Consider the following 20,131-nt stretch of genomic DNA (forward strand, 5'->3'; position numbering starts at 1 on the left):
AATAAAGCCCGGAACCCGGAATCCTCAAAGGTAAGATGCACACTGCCCTGCTAAATAAAACAGCCCCGCGTGCTTTCCTGACACGCGAGGCTACTCAACTATTTCCTACAATAGTAAAACTCTAATCCAACTTCAGCAGACGGTGAGACCAGACCTGATTGCCACTGCGAAGCCGGAGGAAATACAGCCCGTTCATGGGAACAACCGGTTCTGGGAGCAGCCATTCCTGCCAGCCTACAGACTGTGGCTGTCGCTGCCCTTCCCAAATTATTCGGCCTTGCTGATCCAGTATCCTCAGTTGGGCGGGCTCGGTGGATGAAGCATAGTACCGTACCACCACCTCTTTCACAAACGGATTGGGAAACACTTCCAGTTGCTGACCTGCTCCATTTGGCGAAGCGAACTGCAGGAAGACCGGCCCTTTCTCCAGGCCGGGCGTATAACATTCCGGTAGTATTGGATGAGCCTCCAGGCGCACGGCTTCAGAAAGCTGAACGGCACGCTTGGCGCGCAGGGTCAGGTACAGCAGCGGTGCATCTGCTTCAGGGGGCGCAGGTGCATTCCAGCTGATGCCCAGTTGCCCGGTTGTATGCCGGTAGAAATGCTCCGGCAGCGTGCCGGGTACCACACGCTCCAGTTCTACTGCTTCCGGGTCGAAATGCAGCAGAGCCTGCAGCCCGGAAAGCCCCGACCAATCACTTGTCAGCGGTACTTCAAGGGTGGCTCCTGCGGGCAAATAGGTTTCTTTGAGTTGGAGGGCTGTGGCCCGGCCACGATAGCGCCCTCTGTTTTCGGTTGCCTGCAGGCCATTAGCAACAGCACTCAGGTCGATATCCCCAATTTTTACCGCAACGTAATCCTCTCCCAGCTGGGAAGTGGCCAAATCGTTATAGGTTACCGAATAAGGCACCGGCTCCGTCCAGGGGTTGGCGGGGTCTTCAAACTGATGGCTCTTCGGTATAAAGCGCCAGCTGGGGCCATTCGGTATTTCCACCAGAATGCTCAAAATCACCTGACGGAGCAGGATCATATCGAGCGTACTGACCGAGCCGGAGCCGTTGACATCGGCAGCGATCAGTTGGTAAGGGGAGTCCAGGTGATCTATACCCAAAATATGCCGGCTGATTAATACCACATCGTAAGTGGTCAGCCCGTTTTGGTCATCCCCGTCCAGGAAAGGGGTTACCGTGTAATCATAGTTGGGCTCCAATCCTTCCAAAGCATAAGCGCCCAGGCTATCCGTAGGCACGGACTGACTGAGCAGGCCACTCAAATCCACAGATACACCAGACACCGGCGTTTCATTTTCCCGTTCTATAGCTCCGGCAATTGCCGGCAGCGGAGCATTACAGTCGGCCAAATTATTGGTGACGAGTATATAGGTTTCGCAATTATCGTAATTCGGGCCGCCTACTGTGCCATCGGGCTGTATTTGGAAGGGGTTGTCGGCGCTGTCCCAGGCGTAGACTTCTACAATCGCCACGCCCAAATCTTCACAAGTCAGAATGATAGAAGTTTGGTCGCGGCCGGGTTGTTCTCCCACCCGGTTAATGCTGTAGGTAACCGGACCGCTGCAGTCCGTATAGGGGCTCGCAATCAGGTCTGTAGCAAACACGGTCGCAGCTCCACGGTCAAAGTCTCCATCGCCGTCCACATCAGTTTGCGGGGGCACAGGCATGAGGGGCGTAGACAGCCCGTTGATACAGGTGGGTGCAGGAGCCAGGCAATCTACAATACGGAATGGCATCGTTGCCGAGGCCTGATTACCACAGCCGTCCTCTACGCGGATTTCAAACTCGTGTTCGCCAATCGGCCAGTCCCCGTTAAGCTTCCACTTTGGGTAAGTCCCGAAAATATCGGTGAATACAGAATCAACCGTACCGTCGGAATATTCATCGTAGTATACCTCTATAGTCAGGTCGGAAGGCGTACAATTGTCCAGCACACTAAAGAGGTACTCTGCTGAAGCCCGGCAGGTGACGTTGTTGATGCTGCACACATCCAAAGGAGGGATAAACAGAATCTGCGGCGCTTCATCATCATAGACCTTAATGTGCTGCTTGTACTGCCAGAAACCATTAGAAACCACATTGCGCCAGAAACCTTCCGGGTTGGTCTGCCCATTGCAGACCGTTCCCTTGGTGCCGGCAGCGGGTATGCTGTTGTTGTGGGCATTATCACGGTCTACAAAGGCGTGTTCGGGCCGGCGCAGCACCCATACATCCTCATCACCGGGCACCTCGTCGCAGTCTTCATCACGGCCAATCACTACGGGCGGGCTTTCCCCATCGTATTCACACCAGTTGATGACCTTATAAGTGCGGAATATCTTGTAGCATTCATCCCCTGAAGCGGAGAAAACGGTATCTGTAACACTGACAGCCAGCAAATCGCAAGCCATCTCGAAGATTTCAATCGTATCCGGGTTTGGAATACCGCAGTCGGACATGCCATCCCGCGGGAACTTAATCGCGTAGTTGTGCCTGGGCTCGATCGTCACCAACTGCTCACAGGCGGTATTGGAGACGTTGCCGGTGGCATCAATAGCCTGAAAACGGCGGACGATCGTGCCCACTCCGCATTCATCAATCAGAGGCTCAGGCGCTAACTCCTCCCAGGTTGCCGAGCAGTTATCCGTCACGGAGGGCGTACCAAACAAAGTCTGCAGCGTCCCAATACTATCCGGACGGAACCCATCTGGCAAGGTATCACAGGGAAGGGTACGGTTCGTTGGCGGACTGCAGTTTGGCCGGATTTTGTCTTCGATCAGCACCTCTGCCCAGCATGTGTTTTCATTGCCCGCTGTGTCAACGACCAAAAGCTCGATAACGACCAGGGAATCAATATCGCAGCAGGTAAAATCCACATAAGGTGCCCAGTCAGAATAAGTAGAATCAACAGGCATACAGCCCAGCCCTGTAGTGATGAGCCGACGCACTTCCATTTGCTCGATCGCACAGTTGTCCCAGCTTCCTTCATCTACGCTTGGCGCTAAAAGGCGGACGAAGCCGTCGTGCGAAAGGGATACATTGAGCTGCTCATTGCAGTCCGCTACAGGCTCAGTGCGGTCTTCCACACAGAATGTGCAATACCGCTCGATCTGATTATCACAAGCATCCGTCACCAGGTACCGGAAGGCATGGCAGCCCGTGGGGATACCGGAGACGAAGCGGTTGGGGGCATCGTGCGGTATGGTAGCCAGCACCTCTTCTATTCGGATAGTATCCACCGGAGCACCGGCAGCGTTGTACAACACACTGTCCCGAAAGGTCACGACCTGCGTAAACACCTCCCACCCCGAGCAGTTGTCAGTAACATCGGGCAATGGGACGGGGAAAGCGCCAGTACATTCAAAAGGCTGCGTGGGAAACACCAGAGGGTCATCCACTCCGTCACCATCAAGGTCCTGAGCAGGACAGCTCAACAGGGGTGCGGTAAAATCGCCCACCTTAATGATTTGCCCAAAGGTGAAAGACCCGGCCGGGTCACACCAGTCCATGATTTCCCAGGTTCTCAGAAACTGGAAAGAAGACTCGCAGACCGGGATCGCCGGGCCATCGCTATAACTCGCACTAAGGTTGCAGTAGACCTGGTCCAGGTCGCGCGCACCCTGAATGGTTAGTATAAATGGATAGCCGGTAAGACTAGGCGAGGGATTGCCCAAACCGTTTACCGGGTAGTTCAAATTACAATCAATGGGAAAAGCCTGTGGCGGCAGGGAGATGTCCTCTACGCCTGGCCGCCGCAAATCAATTTGCTGTATACAATCAGCCGCGTTGCCGGAGGCATCCACAGCGGTAAAGGTACGCTGTATGCGCAAGGCGCCACAATCACCGGACTCCTCCACCTGATCTTCGTGACTTACATCTGCTACCCCGCAGTTGTCTGTCACCTGAGGCACGCCCGTCCATTGCAGGCTATCCGTTTCCTGAAGCACAAACAGGTCTTCACAAAACAGCGTTTGCGTAAACGGCAGCAGCACGTCGGTAGCGCCGCTCAGTTGCCCGGTGCCATCGGGCAGCACGGTGTAGGTGTAGCTGCCGGTACCTCCGGGGATATCAGTAGTGGTGAACAAGTAGTAGAGCTGATTGGCTTCCAGAGGAAGAGCCAGCCGAACGTATGGGTCGCTGCTTCCATTAAATGGATTAGGGGAAGCAGGGAAATCGTGCTGAGCCAGTATGCTCCCGCAGGGGCTCAGGGGGCTAAAGCCGCCCTGGAAAATAGCCATATGCCCACCTCCGTCAGAAAACGCGGTATTGAGAAAAAAAGTGAACACCCCGGGTTGATCTACTTCGAAGGAGATCACATCGTAAAAACGGTCACCGTTAGAAGGCAGCCCTCCCGATAGACAGGAATGCACGCCGGTATTTAGGGTTGGGCTCTGATTGGTCAGGGTACCGCTCAACTGCTGTGCAGCACGCAGTACAGTTGCCTCATCTGTGTCGGGTGGGCAAGTGAGGGCTGGGGGCTGCTGATCCCGGGCAACGACCGTGCCCCAGCAGGCAAAAGCAGCGCTGAGGTCCACCTCATCCAGCGCCAGGTTCCAGTTGGTGATATCAGCGCGGAAGGTTGAGTTATTGACCTCAAGCTCCTCTGCGATTAAATTCAACCACAGGACCTGCCCCTGACTAACCGTTGCCTGAAAAGTACCGGAACCGGAGCCCGAATAAGCCTCTTCGCTGGCCAGGCTCCCATCGGCATTAAGCACCTGAATACTAAAAATTGCAGAATCCGGTAGTTCGAAGGCTGTTTCCCAGTCAAAGGACAACGTACCATTAAAACCGATCGGTAAAACAGCAGCTGACCAGCCGCCCTGGCTTTCTACCGTTTGCCAAAGTGTATCGGCTGACAAGGCGGTTGAAGCCCCACCACGATTGGAGAGCAGCCAAAGGCTCGGATCTGCCGATTGTGTGAACCCCTCAGACGTAGAAACCTGCTGTGGATTTAGCTCCACCGGATAGGCGCCCGGCCCATCTACTACGGGTCCGTTACCGGGCTGTTCGTCCACAACCTGAATATCGAAGTACTCCGGTGGGAGGCACCCGATGCCGCCTTCCAAAATCATATCTGGAGTGATCAGCCGCTGACAGGCATCGCCAAGGCTCACTAAAATGGTGTCATTACAGCCGTAATTCGTCCCCGGTGCCGGACCCTGATCTACATTAACCGCAAAAACTTCATCCCGGCGATTACCAGTAGAGTCTGTTGCAGTCACTGTGATTTCATAACTTCCGGGCAGAGCGGAAAGCAAAAAGTGCGTACCGTATGGGTTGTAAAGTGTAGCACCCGAAGGGTCTCCTCCGGTCACCTGCAGCTCGTACAACGGTGCCGGATCACAATCGTCCGCTATGGTAATGGAAAAGAAGAAGATGGCAGGTTGCCCAAGGGCACAGCTTTCGATGTTGGCTTGCAGTCCGGCGGAAGGAAAAACAATGATTGGAGCAATCGTGTCCATCTCGCAACTGTAGAAAGCAGGATTGAGCCGCATCTCTTTTACCCTCTCCTCATCAGTCCTGGCATCGTTGGCTGGGACCGACCATGCCGTCATACAGAGGAGCATACTAAGCCCCAATGCATAACCTAACACGCTAGAAACCGTGGCGTTGGACGTATTCATAATTTCATGAGATGCAAGTCATCAGTATGATTGTAAAGATATATGTCTTACAATCTCCTGCGGTACTGGTTTAGCAAAATATTACATATATGACAAATTCTTTTCTGTTTTATGTCAAAAGTAATGCACTTTTATTGTCTGTGCTCACTCCTAAGACCGTCAATGGCGCCAATAGGCTGCCTGATGGCCGCAACATCCTTTAGTGTCTGAATTTGTCCAAGTGTGTGCTTATTGTCCGTGCTCTGGACGATACCCATGGGGAAGGGAGAAAATATAGCCTGTGCGCCTAGTTCCAAATCATACAGCGTGTTTCACGCCTGGAAGTAACCTTTTACGTTTAGCCACTTCCGGAACTATCCAACAGGGAACTCAAGGTCGTCGTTAATCAGGTAGATGTGACTAAGATATCAACACCATTTGAACCTCAATGGGGAAACAAGAATACTTTGATACATCCTTGATATGACAAAAATGCTAAAATCATCTTAATTATTCAACAGATACTCTTTTTATCTGACGCAGTTGTGCTGTGATTTATAAAAAAACCCTGCCAGCGCTCCGTTTTGGGCACTGGCAGGGTTTTTATCAGGTGGTTAGTCCTGAACAATCATCTTTCTGGTCGCTACTTGCCCGTTCATTTGCAGGCGGTAGTAGAATACGCCGGTAGCCGGCAATTCATCCCGCTGCAATTGGACCTCGTTGTAGCCCGCCGCGTAGTCTCCTTCGTAGGTCTTCAACAATCGTCCATTCAGGTCGAAGATATGCAGCACAGCTGTGCCCGCTTCCGGCAAATCAAACCCGATGACGGTGCCCCGCTGGAAGGGGTTCGGCCGGTTTTGGTATAAGCGGAATGGTGCCTGAGCTACATCGCCCTGCACAAAGTTCAGGTCGACATCCAAAAGGCGCCCATCGCGGCTGTAGGCCTCTGCCAGCGTAACACTTGAGTTGACCTCAAGTGCCTTACTCAGCGTAGGTACCTGAGCTCCAACCACATCAAAGACCAGCGTAAACAGTACTGGTCCACCGGTGGTGCCACCATCGGCCATCAGCTCCTCATCGTACCAGCTTGCTGTAATCAAGCCATTCGCGGCATCATACAAGCCCAGGCTGTTTTCCTGCGCCAGACCGTATTCCACTCCTGAAAGTTCCAGCACTTCTGTATCGAAGTTCATAGAGAACTGGTAACCATAGACTGGTTCATCAGAAGGCGCACTGACGGGTACCCGCACCTGCGTACCTTTTTGCAGCGGTTGCTCTGCTGTCTCCAACTGTAAAGCACCACGGAAACTCCGCTCATCAATACCGGTAAAGAGAGTTGTCGTCGCGCTATTGTTCACATCACCCACCTTAATGGCTACGAAGTCATTAGCCATCACATCATCATCCAGGTCGTTGATCGAGATGCTCTCAGGGAATAAAGAGAACCATGGGTTTGTAGGTACCGGGAACACGAAGTTGCGGTCTACAAATCGCCAGCTGGTATTATTGTTAAACTCCTGAATTTCTCCCAGAATCAACTTCTGGATCTGAATCATATCCAGTGTGGTAATGGAATTGGTCCTGTTGACGTCTGCTGCGATCCTCTTATAAGGGCTGCTCAGGGATGCAATGCCGAGCAGATGCTGTTGAATGATAATCAGATCAAAGGTAGAAATACCGTTGCGGTGCTCATCATTACGGAGCGGGGTAACAGTATAGTCATACCCCATCGGCAGGTCAGCAAACTCGTAGGTACCGTTGGAAGTGGTCATCATAGAGCTGCTCATCTGACCACTCAGGGACACTTCTACAGCTTCTACGGCATCATCGTTCTCCCGTGAAATCAGGCCAGCCATCATAGGGTCCGCCTGTGTGGTCGTACAGAAACCTTCCGGATCGGTGATCAGCACATAGGTTTCGCAGAAATCCCAGTTCGGCCCACCAACGGAGCCATCCGGCTGAACGGCATTCGGATTAAAGGCACTGTCGTAAAAGTACACTTCGATCGGTATGTTACCGACATCATCACAGGTGAAATAGATGGAGGTTTGGTTGAAGTTCGGAGTCTCCCCTACTAGGTTAATCGAGAAGGCAATGGTATCATCACTGCAATCGGATTCGCTAATGTGGAAGTCATTGGCCCAGATACCCGCACCATAAGCATCGATTTCGCCATCACCGTCGATATCCGTATTCGGTGGCAGCTCCTGCAGGCTGAAGGTGATACCATTCAGGCAGGTCAGTGTAGGCGGTGCACAATCAATGACTTCAAACGGCAGTACCGCAAAGTCTGTATTGCCACCACAACCGTCTGATACCGTCACACGGAACTCGTGGGTACCGATCGGGTATTCTCCACCAATCACGTAGTTCGGATAAGAGCCGCTGAGTTGGTTGGTGATATTAAAGTCGACAGTACCATCGGCACCAGCATCCAGCTGAACCGTGATATTGAGGTTGCTGGGGTCGCAGTTTTCCACGATAGTAAACGGAAACTGCACCGTAGCGTTGCAGGTCACCTGATTGATGCTGCAGTATTCCTGAGGGCCACTGAAGCTAATTTCCGGTGCCTCTGTATCACTCACTTCAATGATCTGCGTGTATTCCCAGTAGCCTACGGATGAAACTGTGCGCCAGTAGCCTGCCGGGTTGGTCTGCCCGTCACAGGAAGTGCCCTTCACACCGAAGGCCGGATTGCTGTTGTTCGGATTGTTGTCCCGGTCTAGATAGCTTATCCCCGGTGTGCGCACCACCCAAACGTCTTCGTCTCCGGGTGTGCCATCACAATCTTCATTACGGCCCACAACGAATGGACCGGAAATACCGTCCCACTCGCACATGTTCTGTACCCGGTAGCGGCGGAAGATCTTGTAGCAAGACGCATCATTGCCTCCTGCGTTGGGGTAGAAGTATTCGTCTACCACACTCACAGACAGCATATCACACCCCTGCCCGTTCACCAAAATAGTATCCGGTGATGGAACCCCGCAGTTCGAGATTTCATCTTTAGGGAACTTGATGGTATAGTCGTACTCCTCCGTCACCGTGATGATCTGCTGACAGGTATTCGTGGATTGGTTACCGGCATTATCAAAAGCGGTAAACGTACGTATGATGGTACCGAATCCGCAGGCATCAAGCGTAGACTCCGGCGTAAACTCCTGTACAGAAGCCACACCGCAATCGTCCTGAGCACCAGGTATACCAAACAGTACATCGAGTGCCTGCGGGTCTTCCGGATCAAAGCCGGTTGGGATATCCGCACAGCTGATGGTCGTATTATCTGGTGCAACACAGAACGGGTTGATCTTGTCTTCGATCATCACTTCCAGCCAGCAGATATTCTGGTTGCCGTAGATATCGGTTACCCGAAGCTCAATGGTCACCATACTACCGGCATCGCAGCAGGAGAAGTCTACGAAGTTGCCCCAGTCGGAGTAGTAATCGGCTACATCATTACAATCATTCGGATCATACTCGTATAGTCGGCGGACCTCCAGTGAAGCAATTCCACAGTTGTCGCTGCTGCCTTCGTCAATATCCGTAGCAAACACACGTGCGGCACCGTTACCACCAAGCGAAATATTGAGATCATCATCACAAACAGCAACGGGCTCGATATTGTCCTCAATGCAAAACGGTGCGTCTGTAATCGTGAAGTTGTTACAGTCGTCTGTCACCTTGTATCGGAACGTATGGCAGCCAATCGGAATACCCGTGATGAAGCGGCTGTCGTTCGGGCCAATAGAGGCAAACACGGTTTGTACGGTATCATAACCGATCAGCTGACCGAACTGATTGTAATCCGGCACGATTTCCTCCACGAGGATATCGGTATCAATCTCGAAGCTGGAGCAATTATCGACCACGTCTGGTTCAGGGACCACAATCGCTGCGGTACAGTCGAAGGTGCCCGTAGAGTAAATCAGTGGGTCCAGGTCGCCATCACCATTGCTGTCTACATTCGGTGGGGTAACTGAAGGCCCTTCGTCATCACCAACCTTGATGAGCTGGTTAAAAGTCGTTGTGTTGGCTCCTCCGCCCGGGCACCAGTCGATGATGGTCCACTCGCGGACAAACTTGATGGTCCCGTCGCACACCTGAACAGGTGGCCCGTCTTCAAAGACAGCGCCCAGGTCACAGAGTGCACCGTTAAAGAAGTAATCATTGTAGTAGCCATCAATCATCGGCGAGCCGGTCACATCTGCAGTAGGGTTACCGGTTACCGGATCTGCATCAAATGGCTGATCACAGGACACCACCGGTGCCGGGTCTGGCTGCATAATATCACTGAAGGACAGGTTGCGGAAGTTAATCTCCTGCACACAGGTAGTTGAGTTGCCGGCCGGGTCGGTTACCGTAAAGGTCCGGTTGATGCGCTGCCCCTCACAATCAGGCAGCCCCATTACCATCTCATCCGTAAAAGTGATGGTATTGTAGTCCACACAATTGTCGAGAACGGTAGGCTGGCCGAGGTCCTGCAGGCTTGACGCTGCGTCCATCACAAAATCAAAATCGCTGCAGATCAGATCGATTTCCTGCGTTGGGCATACAATAGTAGGCGCCGTCACATCGGTGACCCAAACGTTGCCCCAGCAAAGCAGCCCGCAGTAGGGGTCAATCACCTCCGCAATCAGCAATTGACCGACTTCATTGCCGGTAATCGTATTGCCAATCGGTACGCCATTTTCATTAATCAGATTAACCTGCAGGGAGCCCATACAATCGGGTGTGCCCTCCAGGATCATGTCTGGTGTGACCAAAATCTCACAGCTTGTACCGAAAGTCACGTTGACCTGGTCATTACACCCGTAGGAAGTAATGTCTGTAATCTCTATGGTCACGGTAGCGGAAGTCTGCGGGCAAACACCCATGCCGCCTACTGTATATACGAAATCATAGCTGCCTTCCGGCACACCGGCAAAGTCTACATTGGCCGGATCGATGAGGCTCACGCCCGCACCGTCCAGGTCCTGCCAGAAACCACCCGGGCTTGGCGTACCCGCCAGGGCACCAAACAAGTCGTAGTTGATTTCGTCCGGTGTACAAGACAAGCACAGCTGTTGATAGGTGCCAATACCTGCCGACAAGTTATCGCAGTTGTTCAGCGTGATGGTGGCCGGGTCATGGTCATCTTCGTCCGTCGCAGCAATACCACTGCCCGGTGCGCCTGTACCATTACCATTGATGGCATTATCTGCAGCGGTATTGGGTGCGCCGCCAGCATCATTCGACGGGATGTAATCGTAGAATGAGTCCACATCGGTGGGTGGGGTATTCGTGGGGTCATTATCATCGTCAGCAGCACTGATTTCCGCGTAGTTGGTAATGGCTGAGCCCATGTATCCTGCATCGATCTCAAAGTCGATGGTCACTGTTTCCGTACCGCCCAGGGCCGCAATCGGGCCAGGTATGGTGTACCGGGCCTGAGACCCGACTTGTGACCAGTCCGTATCCGTCAGGTTGAGCCCGGTTGGGATGTAATCCGTGATTTCCACGTTGTAGGCCGGGAAGTCCCCCTGATTGGTAATGGTGATGCTGTAAGTAACGGCACCGCCCATCGTGTAAGGGCCTGCGCTACTGACCACTTTGGTAAGCGCCAGGTCAAAGGCTGCCTCCGGAGTCTGATCTACAATGAGGGCAGCACTGCTGTAATCATCTTCGTTCCCTCCCGCAGCACCGTTACCCGGTGTGGAGTCGCCATCGCCAAGCCCGATCGGGTTGACCGCACTGAGGATTTCAGCAAAGTTCTCGATGGAAACCCCGTCAAATTCAGGGTCAATCACAAAGTCAATAGTGACCATCGTGGTCTGCCCGGCTGACAGGGAGAAGATAGGCTGGTTAAGGGTAGCGATACCGTTATTCTCTGTCCAATCCGGATCAATCAGTGTCAGTCCATCCGGTATAAAGTCCTGCACTTCCACAAACTGAGCACCGATACTGCCCTGATTGCTGATGTTGATGTTGAAGGTCACGTTGTCGCCCGGCTCGAATGGCCCAACAGTAGCCACAGTCTTGATCAATGCCAGGTCAAAGTCCTGCTGCGTCACCGTCAGGGTGGCACTATCGATATCATCTTCTGCAGAACCGGCAAAGCCGTTGTTCGGTGTGGAGTCAATATCCTGAATGCCCTGTGCATTGGTCGCAGAGTGGATTTCGGCATAGTTGACCACACTCGACCCCTGGAAGTTCTGATTCACAACGAAGTCGACCGTAACGGAAGCCGAGTTGCCCGGTGCCAGTGTGGCAATAGGCGTATTGAGCACGACCGTGCCGCCCTGTGGTGACCAGTTGATATCAGCGGGGATCAGTCCGGCCGGAACATAATCCTTAAGGACGATGTTCTGCGCCGTCAAATCGCCTTCGTTCGTCACGGTGATCACAAAGGTCACCAGGTTGCCTGGCTGATAAGGGCCAGGAGTTGCATCGGTATCAATGGCTTTCTCCAGAGACAGGTCAAAAACCGGATCATCCTCCTGAGAAACGTTAATAAAGGCCCCGTCAAAATCGTCTTCTCCACTACCGGCACTTGCGTTGCCCGGCGTAGAGTCCACATCTGTAAAGCCGCTGGTATTGGAAGCCGCACTGATTTCAGCGTAGTTCGTAATGCCAATACCCGTAAAGCTTGGGGAGACGGTAAAGGTGATATTCCGGGTCGCCGAAGCACCTGCGGGCAGGCTGGCAATCGGAGTCGACAGCTCTGCAAATGAGCCGTTCTGAGACCAGGTATTGTCGGCCAGCTGTAGTCCTAGTGGGATGTAATCCCGGACCTGCACGTTCTGGGCGTTGATATCACCCTCATTGGTTACGGTGATGCTAAAGGTGACCGTACTGCCCGGCAGGAATGGACCAGGAGTAATGCTGGTATTGACGTTTTTAGTCAATGCCAGGTCAAACTCCTGAACGTCATCAAGAATGGTAATGATCGCATTGTCGTAGTCATCTTCACCCGAGCCGGCAGCTCCGTTAGCCGGGGTGGAATCGGAGTCCCCAATGCCCAAGTCATTGGTAAAGGCACCAATTTCTGCGTTGTTATTGATCACCGAACCGGTAAATGCTGTGGACACGGTAAAGGAGATATCCACAGAAGCAGACTGCCCGGGGGCCAGGTTAGTGATCGCATTATTGAAGATAGCCGTAGACCCGTTGAGGTTCCAGTCGGTATCTGCCAGCACCAATCCAAGCGGTACGTAGTCGCGCAGCTGAATGGTTTGTGCGGTCATGCTGCCCTGATTGGTCACCGTAATGGTAAAGGTGACCGGGCTACCTGGCATGAACGGTCCAGGAGTTGCACTGGTATTGAGTGATTTGGACAGTGCCAGGTCGAAGTTTTGCTGCAGGACGGAGATGGTTGCGCCATCGTAGTCATCTTCACCAGGCCCCATGCTGCCATTGCCGGGTGTAGAATCCTGATCATCAATACCCAGTGTATTGAAGGCACTGCCGACTTCAGCAAAATTGGTCAGCGAGGTGCCTGTAAAGTTGCTATTGATTTCAAAGGCAACACTTATGGTTGTGGTTGCGCCCGGGGTGATACTGGTAAGCGGCACATTCAATTCGGCCACTGACCCTACTGCGTTCCATGCCGGATCGATGAGGGTAAGCCCACCCGGAATGTACTCCCGAAGCTGTATATTCTGAGCAGTAACACTGCCCTGGTTCGTAATAGAAATATTGAAGGAAACCTCGTCACCCGGCTCGAATGGGCCAGGCGTGGCGACGGAGTTTAACGATTTGCTCAGTGCCAGATCAAAGGTCTGCTGCTGTAAGCTGATGATCGCTCCATCGTAGTCATCTTCGTTGGGCGCATTAGCCCCGTTGCCGGGTGTGGAGTCCGAATCCTGTACCCCACCGCTGTTGGTCGCCCCTGCGATCTCTGCATAGTTGGTGATTGTAGCACCGGCAAAGGAAGCAATAACGGCCATATCAATATCTACCGTGACCGTGGCGCCAGGCGCAAGGCTGGCAATATTGGTATTGAGCGAAGCAATACCGCCGCTGTTGGTCCAGTCCGGGTCAATAACAACCAGGCCCTGAGGCACATAATCAACGATTTCGATATTCTGAGCAGTCAGGCCGCCCTCATTCGTCACTGCGATGCGGAAGGTAACCGGCGAGCCCGGTGACAGGTTGCTACTGCCCAGTACGGTTTTCTCCAGTGCCAGGTCAAAGTTTTGCACACAACTGACGGTGATGTCTATCGCATCGTCGTCGTCCTGATCGTGGCTACCGTCAGCCGGGTAAGAATCTACATCGGGCTGAGGGGTGCTGTCGCCGGCGATTTCCGCACAGTTCGTCAGTACTTCCCCACAGTCCACATTAGCCTTAATCTGGAAGGTAATAGGCACGGAAACCGATGCTCCCGGTGCCAGGCTGGCAATCGGGGTTTTTAGGCGCAGGATATTTCCCTGTACCGGCTCCCAGTCGCTATCCGCCAGCGTCAGGTGGCTAAATGGATAGTAATCATAAAGCTGAATATCCGTTCCGGTGATATTGCCCTGATTGCTCACATTCAGATGGTAAGTCACGTACTGCCCGGCTACATAAGGGCCCGGCGTCTCTATGGTCTTGGTCAGGGCCAGGTCATAGTTCTGCACCACCGAGATCAGTGCATTGTCCTGATCATCTTCCGCGCTTACACCGTTGTTAGGTGTAGAATCGTCGTCCGGCAATTGAGATGCATTGCTCACGCTGAAAATTTCAGCGATGTTATTAATCGTAGTGCCGGTAAAACCTGTATTGATAGTGAAGGTAATGTTTACACTGACGCTGCCGTCTACCGGAATATTGGCAATAGGCGTATTCAGGGTAGCCGTACCGTTATCGAATGTCCAGTTCGGGTCATTGGGAATGAGGCTGGCCGGGTAAGTATCTTCAATTTGAACGTTCTCTGCAGCCAGCGTACCGTTGTTATCTACTGTAATGGTGAAGGTGATGGCATCACCGGGCTCGTAAGGCCCAGGTGTAACGGATGCATTGACGGATTTGTCCAGTTCCAGGTCAAAGTTTTCGAACTCGGGGCTGATCTCAATCGCTGCATTATCCGAATCATCTTCTCCATTAATACCGTTAAAGGGCGTCGAATCGGTGTCTGCCATACCGAGAACATTAGAGGCCGCTGCTACTTCCGCATTATTGACTATCGCACCTTCGGGCGCATTGCCATCAATCATAAAGGTGATGGTCCGGGTTACCGACTCGCCGGGAGCGATGCTCGCAATAGGCTGCATGAGGGTAGCGGAGTTCATAATGGGCATCCAGGCGTTGCTGGTTAGGGTCAGGAAGTTGGGTATGTAATCGACAATTTGCACACCGGAAGCCGTGAGGTTGCCCTCATTGGTCACGGTGATATCAAACGCGACAGTCTGACCGGGCAGGAATGGCCCCGGGTTGACTTCTTCATTGACCTGCTTGGTCAGGGAGAGGTCGAATACCGGCATAGGCTGCTGTACGGTCACCACTGCGGTATCATCATCGTCTTCCTGTGTACTGCCATTGCCGGGTGTAGAATCGGCATCCGGATTGAGGCTCATATCATCGTACGTGCCGATTTCACCATAATTGATAATGCTCACGCCACTGAATCCATTCTCAATACGGAAGGTAATTTCTACCGTTTCGGTAGCCCCCGGCATGACTAACGGGATGGGGGCGATGAGGTTAGCGCGGGCAGCGGTCACCATTTCCCAGTCGGCATCTTCCAGTACCAGGCCTTCCGGTATTTGTTCGTTGATCTGTACGCTGGTCGCCATCACAGACCCCTGATTGGTGACTTCAAACTCAAAAGTTACCAGGTCACCGGGCTCGTAGGGCCCAAAGCTGACTAGATTTTTGTGCAGGGCCAGGTCAAATGAAGGCTGCACCATAACCAGTACTTCGTCCTGATCATCTTCTTCCGGGTTGTTGTTGTTTGGTGAGGAGTCCTGATCATCGGTCCACGGGAAGTTGTAAAAGCTAAACACTTCTGCGGTATTGATGATAGAAGAGCCGGTAAAGAAGGGATCAATGGTGAAGGTGACCTGTACCGTTGCCGTTTGACCGGTTTCGATTTCAGTAATTGCTTCTTTGAGTACTGCTACGCCATTATCATTTTCCCAGTCGGCATCGCTAAGAATAAGCCCCTGCGGGGTATAGTCCTGGATGACAACATCTTCTGCCAGGAGAATGCCTTCGTTTTTGACGGATATTTCAAAAGTAACATCCTGCCCTGGCTCGAAGGGTCCGTTACCGAGGACTTTTTTCTCGAGGCTAAGGTCAAAGATCAGGGCCGCGTTGACCGTAATAGAGGCGGTGCTATAGTCATCTTCCCCGTTGTCGTTACCATTGATAAAGTCAGGAGTGGAGTCTGTATCTGAATACCCCATGGCATTATTCACCTGGGCGATTTCCGCTGCATTGACGAGCGTTTCTCCGGTAAATGCATTATCGATACGGTACGTTACGCTCATGGATACGGAGTCTCCGGGCTCCAGGTCCGGCAGCTCAAAGAGGTTACCGGTAACGTGGTAGTCCCCCCCATCTTCAAGGTTGAGGCCAGCGGGTGCGTAATCCACTACGCGCAGGAAGGTAGTGCTGAGCATACCTTCATTGTATACTGTGATGTTGTACTTGACCAGCTGCCCCGGAATGAAGGGCGGAGGGGTCAGTACCGTATCCAGTTCTTTTTTGAGAGACAGGTCGAAGAGTACTTCCTGGAAACCGGCATCAAGAGAGGCATTCATATACCCGGCTTCTCCGGTTGAGAAGAGGAAGTAAGGCAGGCCATCGGGGATACTCCCGGGCATATTGGCAGACAAGGCTTCCGGGTCCGGGTTAGAATCGTGCAAAGAAGAGCCACCCAGTTTGCCGGTCGCTTCAAATATCCTTCCGTTGGCGACTACGAATTGGTTTTCCGGGTTATTGCTATCATCTCCAAATACGATATAATACTGGGTTTGTGGCAATACCTGTGTTTCCAGCAACCAGTTTTCGCCGGTTGTACCATGCTTGGTGAAGTGGTAGTGCCCGTCGGCAGCAGAAGTAGTGGCGGCCAGAAGGTTGCCGCTGCCATCGTAAAGGCTGATCGGCATACCGGCAAGCGGAGTCTCACAGGCATCCTGAATGCCGTTTTTATTCTTATCGCCCCATACATAATCACCGAGCTGAATCGGTGCCGGGCGGCAAATGCAGAACGTAAAGTCGCTCACCCCTACCATCTGAGCGGAGGGGTTGCCCGGGCTTTGTGCACCGGCCTCAAGGCGGACCACTACGGAGTCGACCTTTTCAGAAAAATGAACCCACACGTTACCACTGGGGTCAGATGCATTGAGCATTACCCCCTGTGATTCGTACTCGTTAGGGCTAAGCAGTGCCACCTGATTGTTGTACATCCCTGAATAGGACATCACGTCGTTCAGGGAAAGGGCTACTTCGGTACCATTGTAAAAGCCATGCACACTTACCTTATCCTGATAAGCGCCTGCCATCTGATCAATTCCGAGAATGGAGAAGCTCAGGTCATCAACTGGTATGCCAAAGGTGAAACTGCTTTGCACATACTGGCCCACAGAGCCGGCGTCCATACCCAACGGCCAGAAGCCACGGGTACCGCCCAGTGGAGACAAGTCGGTGTCTACCATAAAGGCGGTATTCGTTGCAATGCCTGCGGGGTCTTCATTGATCACATCCAGTACCGCACCCGCCATCGCGATGGGCATAGGGTTGGCATTATTGTCTCCAAACTGATGCCAATCCATGATGCGGGCACACTGAGGCGCGATGGGCACGGGGTCTTCGCACCACTGTATTTTACCGAGGCCGATCATTTGCAGGCCAGGGTCATCAACAGCGGCTCCGATAGCAGAAAAGTTGATGGCGACCTGGTCCACCGGATCTGTAAAATGGACCGTCACATTACCAGAAGTAGACGCATCATTAACGGTTGTTGTGCCTTCGAACACCCCGTCTCCGAGCTGATTGACATGCACTCCAACGAAAGAATCTTCCATATCCATGGAAACGGGCACGCCGCCGAGGGAGCCCTGTATGGCTACCCGGTCAATCGCATTCCCGGTAATATCAATATCCAGCACTTTGAAGATCAGCCGCTGTACAGGCCGGTCAAAGGAGAATACCACCCCCACATCTCTGGGGTCATTGGCATCGTGGCTGTCTGCGTCCATTTCCAGGGAGTAAAATTCTTCATCACCACCCAGTACTTCGTGGTATACCCGGTGGGTGAGGGGTGTTGCATCCGCTGAGGTGACGGACCAGGATATCTCATCTCCATCAATAACTTTAGTATAAGGAGGGAGCAGGAATGGATTGGTGCCATTTGCGTAGTCTGCCCAGTCCAGGATATTAAAGTTCTCGATACAAGCGTTGCCATAGTTATCCGGGTTTTCGCAGTCTTCGTCTATGATCTGCGGAACAAACCCAGCCATGATGGTACAAGTGCCGGGCTGTGCAAACCGCACATTAGAGACATTATCTTCACCAACCATAGAAAAGCCCACGCCCTGCAGATTTTGAGCGGTGAGCTCAATGCGGTAGTCTTCCCCTGCTGTCAGTCCGGGAATAGACCAAACACCATCTGCATTGGAATAAGCGGAGCCTGCCAGCTCGTTGTTGCAGTCATAGGCTTCCACCTTTATGTTGGCCAGCCCCGGCTCTGCGCCCAAGGCTCCATCGTAGTTGAGGTCTTCCCAAACCAGTCCGCCGATTTCATCAGGGTCACCGGCACAGGGGGGAGTACAGGCCACTGCCGCAACCTCCTCAAGAACCTGGCATGTTGCTCCGGCCGTGAGCATTACCGGGTAGCCCGCACCTGGTGCCGGGAGCGTAAATCCATTTAGCTCACCGCTACCACTGCTGGTGTTCACGGCATAGGTTTGAGATTGCCCTGCCACAATAATTTCCAGTTCATTACCAGCGACGCCCTCCCATGAAAAGGACACCGTTACATCAAAGGTGCTGCTCCCGCCCTGGAATGCACAGTCTACCACAACCTCATCGATGGAGAGGCTGCATGGGTTTTGAGCATTTACGGAAAAAGAAATGGCCCCAAGCAGGAGTACCAGCAGGGCCTTGTTAATGACTTCAGTTAATCGTTTCACTACATTGAAATTGGTGTAGCTATGTCTCATGTGATTAAAATTTGAATACTCTGATAAAGAAGCTGGTTGAAGCATTCAACCACCTTGTCGGTGCGTAAATCCTGAAAAAGCAGTTACTCTGCTACCTTCAAGGTGCGTTTGGCTACATCCAGGGGCGTATGGACACTGTACTTGTACAAATCATTACAACAAAATCTGCGCCAATTTTTGTTTGAGACGCAAAAAAGAGGAAATGAGTACACAAATAACTGAACGGTGTTTGCTCACCGCAATACGATGACCACACTCTGGAAACTTAATTTAGAGGTTTGTAAAGGGGGTTAGGTGCGAGCCGGGGCTTACATCTAAGTTTTTCGAGAATATCCTGCTCGGGGCAGGGGGGTATTCTATCCGATTGTAGGTTACGGAACCGGCACAGGACTATCCGGTTTGGTTGTCACAAAAATAAGGAAATATTTAAAACTCCGCCACTTTTCGGCAGCTAAATGTGCAATGACTTTACACATCTATAAGTAACTCAAACACATTGTTATTTATTGAATATCAAAACATTAGATAAAAACCGGGCAAACCCAAGCTCTATTGGGCTGCCCGGCGGAGGTGAAATTGTTCACCAAAAACCGTTTCTTGATGTGGTGTACTGACCTTAAAGCCAGAATCTGCACGGTAAAAAAGCTGCTGCTCCTCAAATGAACGATCAGCCGCTTATCCGGAAGCCTGCACAAACCACTCTACTGTTAGACCCGCTCAAGTGGCTTTTCGCTTCCTCGGCTAGCTAGCTTTTATCCAACTGCTCCTGCCTACCGATTGCAGGGGGGCTGACAGCCTGTTTCCACGCTTTGAAGCCCCGGGGTTGCTGAACTTTACGTTCAACGACTTCCGAGACAACCCACTAGCGGGCGCAGGTTGGGCGCAAAAAGTTTGTTTTTGGGAAAATGGAGGCTGGCAGATCAAAAAGCAGCTCACGAAGGGAGAAACCAGGCTTGATGCGTCAGGGATCATTACAGGGTTATAGTCTAGTAAAGCCTGGCTCTTATTCCTTAGTATCTTTTGCTGCTGTTTTACAGCATTAAAAACATTATCTACAATAAATATACTTTATTTTCTCATACTTTGAATTCCTTAACCTCCCTGTTCTTCTTTTTTTGTTACTTTCCTATATTTGTGACCCCTAAAACGGTATTTATTAGGATTAATCGCTATCTTTAAAGTTTAGAATTTCCTTTTATTCAGGAATTCAAGACACAAAAACAACACTTACCAGAGGTGCCCTTAAAAACCCTTGCAATCCCGAGCACCTCCAGAACACCTAAATTGGCTCAAAAGCCTGTACATCAACTAGCTACCTGCCACCGAAAGAACGTTCTTTCAGGCAGGCTTCGCAACCATTAACGATAAGCAACCCACTAATTACTTTTCTCCCAGAACTGTTCCGTTTGCA

The 20,131-nt window shown here is 52.1% G+C and carries 2 protein-coding genes; both read right to left on the reverse strand.

The window, feature by feature from the left end; translation table 11 throughout:
• Positions 1–121: 121 nt before the first annotated feature.
• A complete protein-coding gene (locus tag RIC19_RS04315) occupies positions 122–5,617 on the reverse strand; it encodes a T9SS type A sorting domain-containing protein (RefSeq protein ID WP_350177061.1) in 5,496 nt (1,831 codons plus the stop codon).
• A gap of 593 nt (positions 5,618–6,210) precedes the next feature.
• Entirely contained in the window at positions 6,211–18,720 is a 12,510-nt protein-coding gene (locus RIC19_RS04320; RefSeq protein ID WP_350177062.1) for a CLIPPER-2 domain-containing protein, read from the reverse strand.
• Between the last annotated feature and the right edge of the window lie 1,411 nt (positions 18,721–20,131).

Source organism: Phaeodactylibacter sp. (assembly GCF_040219495.1).
Classification (GTDB): domain Bacteria; phylum Bacteroidota; class Bacteroidia; order Chitinophagales; family Saprospiraceae; genus Phaeodactylibacter.